General features: G+C 69.8%; 12 protein-coding genes. 8 read left to right on the top strand and 4 right to left on the bottom strand.

The window, feature by feature from the left end; genetic code table 11:
* The first annotated feature begins 8 nt into the window (after positions 1 to 8).
* Positions 9 to 1,277 carry a serine hydrolase domain-containing protein gene (locus ACIA58_RS40730; RefSeq protein WP_396409233.1) on the top strand — a complete coding sequence of 423 codons (1,269 nt, stop codon included), beginning with the start codon at positions 9 to 11 and terminating at the stop codon, positions 1,275 to 1,277.
* 105 nt (positions 1,278 to 1,382) lie between these two features.
* Here ACIA58_RS40730 and ACIA58_RS40725 read toward each other — a convergent pair whose 3' ends face one another.
* Positions 1,383 to 1,847, bottom strand: coding sequence for a MarR family winged helix-turn-helix transcriptional regulator (locus ACIA58_RS40725; protein WP_396409232.1), 465 nt, complete (start codon positions 1,845 to 1,847; stop codon positions 1,383 to 1,385).
* A 62-nt stretch (positions 1,848 to 1,909) separates the two neighbouring features.
* Here ACIA58_RS40725 and ACIA58_RS40720 point away from each other — a divergent pair, with 62 nt between their 5' ends.
* Positions 1,910 to 2,281 carry a cupin domain-containing protein gene (locus tag ACIA58_RS40720; protein WP_396409231.1) on the top strand — a complete coding sequence of 124 codons (372 nt, stop codon included), beginning with the start codon at positions 1,910 to 1,912 and terminating at the stop codon, positions 2,279 to 2,281.
* A 15-nt stretch (positions 2,282 to 2,296) separates the two neighbouring features.
* On the opposite strand, the gene ACIA58_RS40715 is transcribed toward ACIA58_RS40720, so the two are convergent.
* Complete coding sequence (locus ACIA58_RS40715; protein WP_396409230.1) at positions 2,297 to 3,577, bottom strand: glycoside hydrolase domain-containing protein; 1,281 nt, start codon at positions 3,575 to 3,577, stop codon at positions 2,297 to 2,299.
* Positions 3,578 to 3,655: 78 nt separating this feature from the next.
* Here ACIA58_RS40715 and ACIA58_RS40710 point away from each other — a divergent pair, with 78 nt between their 5' ends.
* The 5 genes from ACIA58_RS40710 (at position 3,656) to ACIA58_RS40690 (ending at position 8,645) form a co-directional block, all read left to right on the top strand.
* Positions 3,656 to 4,129, top strand: coding sequence for a GyrI-like domain-containing protein (locus ACIA58_RS40710; RefSeq protein ID WP_396409229.1), 474 nt, complete (start codon positions 3,656 to 3,658; stop codon positions 4,127 to 4,129).
* 163 nt (positions 4,130 to 4,292) lie between these two features.
* Positions 4,293 to 5,348 carry a DUF5937 family protein gene (locus ACIA58_RS40705; RefSeq protein WP_396409228.1) on the top strand — a complete coding sequence of 352 codons (1,056 nt, stop codon included), beginning with the start codon at positions 4,293 to 4,295 and terminating at the stop codon, positions 5,346 to 5,348.
* Between the two features lie 70 nt (positions 5,349 to 5,418).
* The gene (locus ACIA58_RS40700) at positions 5,419 to 6,630 is read left to right on the top strand and encodes an MFS transporter (RefSeq protein WP_396409227.1); all 1,212 of its coding nucleotides are present in this window, start codon (positions 5,419 to 5,421) and stop codon (positions 6,628 to 6,630) included.
* 21 nt (positions 6,631 to 6,651) lie between these two features.
* Positions 6,652 to 8,055 (top strand): PLP-dependent aminotransferase family protein, encoded by a 1,404-nt coding sequence (locus ACIA58_RS40695; RefSeq protein WP_396409226.1) that lies wholly within the window; start codon positions 6,652 to 6,654, stop codon positions 8,053 to 8,055.
* A 95-nt stretch (positions 8,056 to 8,150) separates the two neighbouring features.
* Entirely contained in the window at positions 8,151 to 8,645 is a 495-nt protein-coding gene (locus ACIA58_RS40690) for a hypothetical protein (RefSeq protein ID WP_396409225.1), read from the top strand.
* Here ACIA58_RS40690 and ACIA58_RS40685 read toward each other — a convergent pair.
* Positions 8,642 to 9,748 (bottom strand): FAD-dependent oxidoreductase, encoded by a 1,107-nt coding sequence (locus tag ACIA58_RS40685; RefSeq protein ID WP_396409224.1) that lies wholly within the window; start codon positions 9,746 to 9,748, stop codon positions 8,642 to 8,644. The genes ACIA58_RS40690 and ACIA58_RS40685 overlap by 4 nt on opposite strands.
* On the opposite strand from ACIA58_RS40685, the gene ACIA58_RS40680 reads away from it, so the two are divergent.
* Complete coding sequence (locus ACIA58_RS40680) at positions 9,747 to 10,622, top strand: LysR family transcriptional regulator (protein WP_396409223.1); 876 nt, start codon at positions 9,747 to 9,749, stop codon at positions 10,620 to 10,622. The genes ACIA58_RS40685 and ACIA58_RS40680 overlap by 2 nt on opposite strands.
* On the opposite strand, the gene ACIA58_RS40675 is transcribed toward ACIA58_RS40680, so the two are convergent.
* Positions 10,612 to 11,094 (bottom strand): 2,4'-dihydroxyacetophenone dioxygenase family protein, encoded by a 483-nt coding sequence (locus tag ACIA58_RS40675; RefSeq protein ID WP_396409222.1) that lies wholly within the window; start codon positions 11,092 to 11,094, stop codon positions 10,612 to 10,614. The genes ACIA58_RS40680 and ACIA58_RS40675 overlap by 11 nt on opposite strands.
* Positions 11,095 to 11,098: the final 4 nt, after the last annotated feature.

The raw sequence follows: 11,098 nt of genomic DNA, 5'->3' as shown, positions 1-11,098 counted from the left end.
CACGTTTCGTGGAGTTGACGCGCCGGAATCTCGGGAAGCTCGCGGTCGCCACCGGTGCGACCGCTGCGGTCGGCACCGGGGCCGGATACTTGATCGGGCGGCCTGCTGATGCTGCCGCGACCTGGAAGACGACCGGTACCGCGGTGCCGGCGCTGGCCGGGTTCGACAACCAGATGAAGGCGTTCATGCAGGCCCGCGGCATCACCGGCGGTCAGGTCGCGGTGACCTACAAGGGTCGCCTGGTGCTTGCCCGCGGCTACAGCACGTCGACCGCGCTGACCGTGCAGCCGACCTCGCTGTTCCGGATCGCGAGCCTGACGAAGTCGTTCACCGCCGCAGCGATCCTGAAGCTGGTGCAGGACGGCAAGCTGAGCCTGTCCACGCCGGTCGCGAACATCATCGACATCACGCCCGCGACCGGGCTGACCCGGGACCCGCGCTGGTCGCAGATCACCTTGTGGAAGGTGCTCCAGCACCTCGGCGGCTGGGACCGGGACGTCTCCGGTGACCCGGAGTGGAAGGACGCCACCATCTCCCGGACGCTCGGCGTGCCGATGGAGCTGCACCAGGCCGACGTGATCAAGTACGTGGCCGGCCAGAAGCTCGACTTCGACCCGGGCACGAAGTACGCCTACTCGAACTTCGGGTACACGCTCGCCGGCCGGGTGATCGAGAAGGTCAGCGGCCTGAGCTACGAGGAGTACGTCAAGCAGAAGCTGCTCGCGCCGCTGAAGATCAAGCGGATGTCGCTCGGCTACTCGATCGCCAAGCACAGCGGCGAGACGTCGTACGAGTCGCAGTACTCCGGCCCGACCGTGCTCGACATGTCCGGCAAGACGGTGCCCGCGCCGTACGGCACGTTCAGCATGCGGATCCAGGACGCGAACGGCGGCTGGATCGCGAGCGCGCCGGACCTGGTCCGCTGGGCGAAGATGTTCGACGCGTCGTCGAGCGTGCTGAACAGCACCTCGCTCGGCCACGTCTGGGCGAAGCCGTCGATCGGGATCAACTCCGACGGCTGGTACTACGGTCTCGGCTGGCAGATCCGCCCGGTCACCGGCGGCACCGGCCGCAACACGTGGCACACCGGCAGCATGCCCGGCACGTTCACGATCGTCGTCCGCACCTACAACGGGATGAGCTGGGCCGCCCTGTTCAACCGGCGCGACGACCCCAGCGGCAAGTCGTACGGCGACATCGACGCCGCCCTCTGGACCGCCGCCAACGGCGTGAAGTCCTGGCCCACCAACGACCTCTTCCCGCAGTACTTCAGCTAGAACATCTGCATCTCGACAGGATGTGCCGGCGGATTGAGCCTGAGTGCCCGCGCCGATCAGCGCGAAGGCGGCCGGGGACACCCGACACATCCTGTCGAGATGCTGCTAGAACATGAGCGCTCGGAAGTGCGGGGTGTCGATCTGGCCTTCCCCGGCCATTTCGGCGAGCACTTCGCGCAGCGTGTCGATCGCCTGGTCGCCGAACCGTCCGCGGACTCTGCGTTCGTAGGACTGGTGGAACTTCCGCGCCGCCGACAGCGCGGCCGTGCCCCGCTCGGTCAGGTGGAGCAGCCGGGCGCGGGCGTCGGACGGGTCGGGGCGGCGTTCGACGTACCCGCGGCGTTCCATGTCGTCGACGATCTGGCCGGCGCCCTGCTTGGTGATCTCCAGCCGCTCGGCCAGGCCGCTGATCGTGGTCGGTCCGGCGCCGAGCGTCCGGAAGACGAATCCGTCCGACCGGCCCTGGTCGTCGTACCCCTGTGCGGTCAGGTGCGCGCGCAGCTCGCGGACGAACTCCTGGTCGGCCAGCAGCAACAAGATCCCGATATCCGGCTTGCCCGATCGCGTCATAGCCGCCATTATAGACAAGCTGGCTTGGTCAAGTCAGCTTGTCTAAATGGTTGGGGGACGACATGCAGGTCATTCGCGCGGCCGAGGCGCCGCGGTTCCAGCTGCCGGGAGTCGAGTTCGCCGGGCTCGCCGCGCCGAGCCGGGGTTCGGCCGGGTTGTGCACGTGGCGGCTCACGGTCGAGCCGGGGCACGGCGGCGACGCGCCGCACACCATCGACCGGGACGAGGTGTTCATGGTGATCAGCGGCACCGTGCAGCTCACGCCGGACGGCGACAAGCTCGGTCCGGGCGACGGGCTCGTCGTGCCGGCCGGTGAGCCGATCTCGCTGACCAACCTCGGCGAGGCGCCGGCAGAGCTGTACGTCGCCATCACCGCCGGCTTCACGGGCTACCTGGCCGACGGCACCGCGGTGCAGCCGCCCTGGGCCCAGTGACGGCCGAGTGAGTGGTCAGCAGCGGCGGATCGGTGCGGTGTAGGTCGTCTTGCTCGCAGTGGCGACGTAGTAGTCGGTCACCCAGCTGCCGTCGCTCAGCCGGTCCCAGACCGTCGTGGTGCCGACCTTCGAACCGGCCTGCTGGCAGGTGATCCACGCCAGTGATCCGGCCGGCAACGCGCTCGGGTACGCCGCATACGCCGTACCCGGGCCGTGCCGTCGGCTCAGGCCGTTGATCGTTGTCTGGAAGGAGAAGCTGCAGCCGGGCAGCGGTGCGCTGTAGCCGGGCTTGGTGGGCGTGCGCACGTAGTAGTCGGTGACGTAGGTGCCGTCGATGAGCTTGTCCCAGACGGTGGTGGTGCCGATCTTCGGTCCGAACGTCTGGCAGACGACGCGGACGCCGGCGTTCGCCGCGATCGTCGAGCGGACCGGGTACGCGGTGGACGGGCCGGAGTACGAGTGGATCGTCGTACGGACGGTGTAGTTGTAGGCGACGGACGCCACCGGTGCGTCGAACCGGTCGTTGTCGATGTTGAGCGCCACGCCGCCGTACGTCTCGGTGTGGTCGCCCAGGTACTGCTTGCCGCGCTGTCCGACCGCCCAGAACGTGTCGGGCACGGGCGGCCACCCGGTCAGCGAGCTGTTGCCGTCCCAGCGTGCGATCCATGCCGCGTCCGGTCGGGCGTACGACGGGGAGTTGTAGGCCGCTGCGAGGTCAGGTGCGCCCGAGGCCTGGTTGACGTACACGCCGGAGAGGTAGCGCTGCAGGTGCAGTTCCTTCGTCCAGGCGGACAGGTAATGCAGTACGGCGGTGCGGCACACGGCGTTGGTGTTGTCGTAGTTCTCCATGTCGTTGTAGAGCGCACTGCCTGGCAGGAGGCCTAGAGCCTTGGCCTTCGCGACCGCATCGTCCGCGTCCCGGACCGCCTCCCGGTTGGACGCGGTCGTCGACATCTTGTAGGTCCGGGTGCCGCAGGGTGCTTGAAGACCCAGATAGATCGGCACGAGCCGCCACCCCGTCGCGGTGACCGACGTGACCCACGCTGGGGTCAGCTGCGGCTGCGCGCAGCTCCGGTTGACCCCACCGAAGTAGATGCCGATCGCTTTGTACGGCGAGGCCTTCCAGGCGGTCATCTGCGCGAGCGTCGGCGCCGAACACGTGTCGAACGCCAGTCCGGTGAACCGCGTCGCCGTAGTGCCGGCGTTGTAGGTGATCGGCGTCGTCGGCTCGGCGTACGCGGGCAGACCCGCAATCGAGAGCGCCACAGCGGCAAGCAGGACCTTGAGCTTCAACATGATGACCCCCTGGTCTCAGTAGACCCTCAGGAATCGCCGGGCGGTAGGTTGAGGCCAACATCGAGATTTGGAGGACCGATGCCGCAGATCATCGAGTTGGCGGAGCGGCCGTACGTCGCGTTGCGGGGCAAGGTCGCGATGGACGGGATCGCGGCGTTCGCGGACCGGATGCGGGAGGTGATCGACTGGCTCGCCGCCAAGGAGATCGCGCCGAACGACGCGCCGTTCTTCAAGTACGACGTGGTCGACATGGAAGCCGGTCTGGTGATGGAGATCGGGTTCCCGGTCGACGACCTGCGCTCCGGCGAGGGCGAGATCGTCACTGGCGTCCTCCCGGCCGGCCGCTATGCGACTGTCAGCCACCACGGCCACCCCGACGGTCTGATGGCGGCCACCCGCGACCTGCTGGCCTGGGGCGAGGAGCAGGGCATCGAGTGGGACGCGAACGGCGACCACTGGACTGCGCGCCTGGAGATCTACCGCTCCGACCCCCGCGAGGTCCCCGACATGAACGACTGGGACACCGACCTCCAGTTCAAACTGAAGGACTAGGTCGTGTCTCCTCATCCCCTGCCTACTGCGCGGCACTCGGCGGGCGCCTCGCCGCACGGGAGCGAAGGGCACGATGGATCCGCATCGAGCCCTCCGCTCCAGCACACCGAGGCACTCCGCCGAGCACCTGCTCGCTACGGCAGGGGATAAGGAGACACGACCGATGCCTACTGTCCTCGCCGGCGTCAGCAGGCTGGAGCCGGAGCGGATTCGGCATGTTGCGTCGCCGCTGATCGAGTTGGGTTGCGCCCTGCACGTGCTGGCCGAGCCCACTCACCACGGCCGGAGTGAGTGGGCGGCGTCCGTGCCGCTGCCGGCTGAGCTGCGCTCCGAGCTCGCGCAGTGGTCCTGGACTGTGCGTGCGGTCCGCGCCCGCTTCTTCGCGACGACCGCTGCTACTGGCATGCCGTCGTGGTCCGATGAGCTGACTGCGCTCCGGTCCCGTCCGCCCGAGGACGTGGCCGCCGAGCTGGTCCGGCCGTTGCACGGTCGCCCGTTGAGCAGCCGGTCCGTCGACACCGACGCCGTACTGCACTGGGCGCGCAGCCGCGGCCGTTCGGTGGCTGCGCTGGTCGAGGCGCTCGTGACGTCTCCCGCCGACCCGGTACGGCGCTTCGTGGACCTGCTGGATGCCTGCTGGCAGGAGTGGTTCGCCGAAGTCTGGTCGTCGTCTCGGGACGAACTGGCTGCCCGCGGCCGGCACGACCGCGATCTGGCCATCCGCGACGGAGCCGGTCCGATGCTGTGCTCGCTGGACAGCGCTGTCGCCGTCCGCGACGCCGACAGCGTTGTCGTGCAGAAGGTGCAGAGCAAGCGCGTCGACATCAGCGACCGGAGCCTGTTGCTTGCCCCGAGCAACTACATCGCGCCGCATCTGTTCGTCGGCGAGATCCCCGGCGAGCCGATCACGATCATCTATCCCGTGAGCGGCCGCAGCGCCGCCGTACCCACTGCTCAGCAGATCCGGGCGCGGCTGGACGCCCTCGCGTCGCCCGACCGCCTCCAGGTCTGCCGCGCCGTCGCGAGCGAACCCCGCACCGCCGGCGAGATCGCCGCCCTCTGGGGCCTCCACCCCACGCAGGTCACCCGCCATCTGAGAGCCCTCACCCGCGCCGGCCTGGTCACCGCCGAACGGCAAGGCCGCTTCGTCGCCTACCGCCTCGACGAGTCCGCCCTGACCACCCTCGGCGCCGACCTCCTGAACCTCATCATGCGCTGACTCCGCCGTTGGACTGACGGGATCCGTCAATTCACCATCCGGACCGGGCTGTTGGGCTTTCAGTGAACACGTGACTTCTCTTCCGCCTGCAGTCCGTCGGTTGGTTCTGGCTACGTTGGTGAACACGCTCGGGAACGGCGTCTACGCGGCCGTCGGCGCGCTGTACCTCACCAGGGCGGCCGGTCTGTCCGTCGGGCACGTCGGGATCGGGCTGACCGTGGCCGCGTTGGTCGGTCTGGTGACGAGCACCCCGCTCGGTGTGATTGCGGATCGCCTCGGCCCGAACCGTGCGTACGTCGGATTCCTGTTGCTCCAGGCCCTCACCATGACCGCACTCACCCAGGTCCGTTCGTTCGTCCCGTACGTCGTCGTCGCCGCGGTGACCGCGATCGCGGACTCCGGGCAACGCGGCGCCAAGGGCGCTCTGATCGCGGGGCTGTCGCCGGCCGACCAGCGGGTGCGGACACGGGCGATCCTCCGGGTCGCGACGAACGTCGGCATGGGGATCGGCATGGCGTCGGCCGGGATCGTTCTCGCGGTGGACCGGCGCGAGGTCTATGTGATCGCCCTGCTCGCGAACGCGGCGACCTACCTGGTCACCGCCGGACTGGTCCGCTTCGGCATGCCCGAGGTGGACAAGGTGCCGCGGGCCAGTGGGCCGTCGGGGTTGACTGCCCTGGCAGACCGACGGTTCCTGGTGTTCGTCGCGCTGGACGGCGTACTGACGATGCACGCCGCGCTCGCGCAGGTCGGGATCCCGCTCTGGGTGGCGACAGCGACCGACGCGCCGCGGTGGATGATCTCGGTCCTGCTGGTGATCAACTCGATCGCGGTGATCCTGCTGCAGGTCCGGGTGGCCCGCGGCACCGAACACCTCTCCGGCGCGGCCCGAGCCGGCCGCCGGGCCGGGCTGCTGCTGGCCGGCGCCTGCCTGGTGCTGGCTCTCACCGATGCGACGTCCGGCGTGGTGACGGTCGGCCTGCTGATCGTCGCCGCGCTGATCCACGTCCTCGGCGAGATGCTCCAGTCGGCGGGCGGCTGGGGAATCAGCTTCGAGCTCGCGCCGGCCGGTGCGCAGGGGCAGTACCAGGGGGCCTACGCCATGGGCCGCCAGCTCGGCGACCTCGTCGCGCCCCTGCTCCTGACCACGGTCGCGATCTCCTGGGGGTGGCCCGGCTGGCTCCTGGTCGCCGCCCTGTTCCTGGTCGCGGGCCTGCTGATCCCGAGGACTGTCGCCGGGCACCGCGCGAACACGCAGGAACATGCCCTCGTTGTGAGCTGATCCGTTGGCGAGAATGCCTGCATGGATCTGCATCTGCAGTTGGGGGAGGGCGGCCTCGCCGAGCAGATCTACGCGCAGTTGTACGAGCGGATCGGCGCCAATGTGCTGCCGGCGGGGACAGTGCTGCCGTCCTCGCGGGAGCTGGCCGAACGGTTGTCGGTGTCGCGGGCGACGGTGGTCGCGGCGTACGAACGGCTTGCCGCGCACGGGTTGATCCGTTCCCGCGCGGGGATCGGGACGGTCGTCACCGGGCAGCGCGGCCACGCGTCGACCGAGCCGCCCGCGTCGCTGCTGCAGCCCCGGGCGATCTGGAGCACCGAGCAGCTCGCCGTACCCGATCTCACCCGGCCGGACGCCGAGTTCGACTTCGCGCCGGGTGTTCCGGCGCGGGCGCAGTTCCCGTTCGCGCGGTGGCGGGCGTTGCTCAACGATCAACTGCGGACCCGGACCGACGTCAGCTACGCCGATCCGGCAGGCTCGGCCCCGCTGCGTACGGCGCTCGCGCGGCATCTGGTCGTGAGCCGCGGCGTCCGGATCGCGCCGGAGCAGCTCGTGATCACGACCGGAGCGCAGCAGGCGTTCGACATCGCCGCGCGTGTGCTGCTCGAGCCGGGCGACACAGTGGCCGTCGAGGACCCTGGTTACCTGCCCGCCTATCGCGGATTCGTTGCCCATGGCGCGCACGTCGTCGGGGTGCCGGTCGACAGCGAGGGTCTGGTGGTCGACCAGATCCCGGCCGGGACGCGACTGGTGTACGTGACGCCGTCGCACCAGTTCCCGCTGGGCATGCCGATGTCCGACTCACGCCGTACGGCGTTGCTCGCATGGGCAGCGCGCCACGATGCGGCGATCGTCGAGGACGACTACGACTCGGAGTTCCGCTTCACCGGGCGTCCGCTGACGCCGCTGCAGGCCATCGACACCGAGGGGCGCGTGCTGTACGTCGGGTCGTTCTCCAAGACCCTGCTGCCGGCGCTGCGGGTCGGGTTCCTCGGCCTCCCGGCGACGCTGGCCGAGGCCGCGCGGCGGGCGAAGTTCGTCGCCGACTACGGCACCGGCGGGCATGTGCAGGCCGCGCTCGCCGCCTTCATCGAGAACGGCGACCTGGCCCGCTACATCCGGCGGATGAGAGGCGCGTACGAGCGCCGGCATCACATGCTGATCAGCACCTTGCGTGAGCAGTTCGACGGTGAGCTCGAGCCGATCGAGTCCAGCGGCGGCACGCACATGGCCGCGCTCCTCACGCGCGGGCAGCCGCCGGACACGACGCTGGCCGCGCGCGCTCTCGCCGAGGGCGTGCACCTCGGGACCGTCTCGCGCTGGGGGATCGAGGGCCCCGGTCCGAACGGGTTCGTCTTCGGGTACGGCGCGATCGCGGCCGACCGCATCCAGGCCGGGCTGGCCGCGCTGCGCCGCGTTATCTGATCGAGATTGGACTGGCGCAGTACGTCGTGAACCGGCACCTCCACCGGGCCGGGTCCGTTCCTAGGCTGCCGCGGACACTCACCACAGGAGGACCGATGAGATCTCTGCGCATCGCAGCCGTTGCCCTCGCCAGTGCCGGCGTCGTCGCCGGCTCGTCCGTAGCCAACGCGCACCCGCGCTGCGAGCAGGTCGACGCGACCATCTACGACAAGGTCGTCGACGTTGGCTGCCCGCCGCCGACCCAGGTCTGCGTGGCCGGCACGTTCCGCGGCCGGCACGGCTTCGACGGCACCAGCGTCTTCATCCTCGGCTCCCGGGGCGAGGCGCCGCCGACCGCGCCCGGCTACCGCCCGGTCAGCGGGACGATCACCTACACGTTCGGGGACGGCTCGACCTTGACCGCTCTCGAGACCAGCATCGGCAACGTGAACACGACCACCGGAACCGGCCACGCCGGCGGCACCCAGGAGTTCACCGGCGGCACCGGCCGCTACGAGAACGCCACCGGCTACACCTACCTCAACCAGCATTGGCAGACCGACCACTTCGTCACCGCGATCCAGGGTGAGGTCTGCCGCCCACAAAGCTAGGCGGCCTGCTCTTTGAGGAGGTCCCGCAGGGCACGGGCGGCGGCGAAGCCGGCCCGGTTGGCGCCGATGGTGGACGCGGAGGGTCCGTAGCCGACCAGGTGGATCCGCGGGTCGGCGGCGGTGGCGGTGCCGTTCATGCGGATGCCGCCGGAGGGTTCGCGGAGGTGGAGTGGGGCCAGGTGGGCAAGGTCGGCGCGAAAGCCGGTCGCCCAGAGGATGGTGTCGACGTGTTCACTGCGACCATCTGCCCACTCCACGCCGTCTGGCGTGATCCGGGAGAACATCGGGTGGCGGGTGTAGGCGCCGCGTTCCCAGGCGGCTTGTTCCTGGGGACGCAGGTGCAGACCGGTCACGCTCACCACACTGCGTGGTGGCAGGCCGGCCCGGACTCGTTCCTCGACGCGTGCGACAACCTGTCGTCCGTACTCCGGCGTGAAGTCGTCACCCGTGCGCCACTCCGGCGGACGCCGCGTCACCCAGGTCGTGGTCGCGACGGCGGAGATCTCCGCCAGCAACTGAACCGCCGACGCGCCACCGCCGACCACGAGGACATGCTGACCGGCGAGCTCCTCAGCGCCGCCGTAGTCAGCGGTGTGCAGTTGCCGGCCCCTGAACGTCTCGATCCCCGGATACCAGGGGATGAACGGCCGGTCCCACGTCCCGGTCGCGTTCACCAAGGCGGCCGCGGAGTACGAGCCGGCCGAGGTCCGCAGCTCGAACCCGCCGGCGATCTCCCGGACGCTCTCGACCGACACGGGCCGCACCACCGGCAGGTCGAAGCGCTTCTCGTAGCCGGCGAAGTACGCCGGGACGAAGGCGTTGGCACGCTCGGAGTCAGAGCTCGACGGCACCGGTACGCCGGGAAGGTTCGCGATCCCGTGCACGTCGTGCATCGTCAGTGAGTCCCACCGGTGCTGCCACGCCCCGCCGGGCGCCGGATTCCGGTCCAGCACCACGACCTCGTCGTACGGCGTGAATCCGAGCCGCACCAGGTGGTACGCCGCCGACAGCCCCGCCTGTCCCGCACCGATCACCGCTACTTCGCGCACACCACTACCAACGCCGGCCCCGGCCCGCGTCTTCCCGGCTACCGTGACGCGCATGGACCTCAACGCGGCGTACGGCTTCCGGATGGACTGGATCGTGAGCTTCGTCGCCGTCGCGCGGTACGGCGGGTTCTCCGCGGCCGGCAAGGCGGTGTACCGCGGTCAGTCGCGGATCAGCGAACACGTGGCCGAGCTCGAGCGCGCCCTCGGCGTACAGCTCTTCGACCGCACTCATCCGACCAGCCTGACGCCGGAAGGCCGCGCCCTGCTGCCGCGCGCCGAGGAGATCCTGCGCAACGTCCAGAGCCTGAACGCCGGGGGAGAGGTCCGCTTCGGCGCCTATCCGAGCGCGGCCGCCTGGCTGTTCCCGCGCGTCGTACGCCGCCTGCCGGACACCATCCGGCTGCTGCTCGTCGAGGGGCCGAGCATCGACCTCGAGAGCGCGCTGCTCCGCGGCGACATCGACCTCGCGATCCGGCCGGTGCACCCACTGGTGACGGATGAGTCCCTGGTCCACGAGGTGCTCTGGCGCGAGCCGCTCACCGCAGTCTTCCCGGCCAAGCACCCGCTGGCCGGCAGCGAGTCCGTCAGCCTCGAGCAGCTCGCGGAGCTTCCGCTCGTCTCCATCGGCGAATCGGACGGGCCGCGGCAGTTCGAGTCGCACCTGGCGTTCGCGTCCGCCGGCTTGAGCCCTGCGTCGGCCTTCCGGACCAATCAGCCCCAGACCCTGCTGTCCCTGGTCCGGCACGGCCTCGGGGTCGGCGTGACCAACCAGTTGGCCGTTACCACCGCCAACCTCGACGGGGTGAAGCTCGTGCCGATCCACGACGCCGGTGTGGACCGTCAGGTCGGTCTGTTCACCCGCGGCGACCGCGGCCACTCACCGTCGCTGGACCGGGTGATCGCGGCGGTCCGCGAGGTCAGCGGATGAACTGGTCCACGTAGTCCGCGCCCAGGCCGTTGGCGCCGTAGTGGTCGCGGCAGAGCTGGATCTTGGTGAACGTGTCCTCGTAGCCGATCTGGTTGCCGGCCTCGTCGACGTAGATCATCGCGCCGGAGATGTTGAAGAACGTGATCATCTCCGTGCAGTCCTCCGGTACGCGCAGGGTGTGGATCTCGCCGGGCGGCTCGTACACGAACGACCCGGCCTCGGCGACCCAGTGGTGTTCGTCGTACTGCCACTTGCCCTTGATCACGTAGCCGAACACGGCGCTGGGGTGGCGGTGCCGGGAGACGATGCCGGCGCGGGTGACCTTCAGCAGGTTGCACCACTGGCCGGTGACCGTATTGAGCATCAGCGGCCGGAACCACACGCCCGGTGCCTGCTGCACCCAGAGCCGGTCGTCGTCGGGGACGGCCTGTACTGCGATCTCGGCCGGCACACCTGCGGATACGGGGATCATCGGG

Origin of the sequence: Kribbella sp. NPDC051586, from assembly GCF_044453965.1 — a bacterium.
Lineage (GTDB): Bacteria > Actinomycetota > Actinomycetes > Propionibacteriales > Kribbellaceae > Kribbella.
This window is presented reverse-complemented; position numbering and strand designations above follow the sequence as displayed.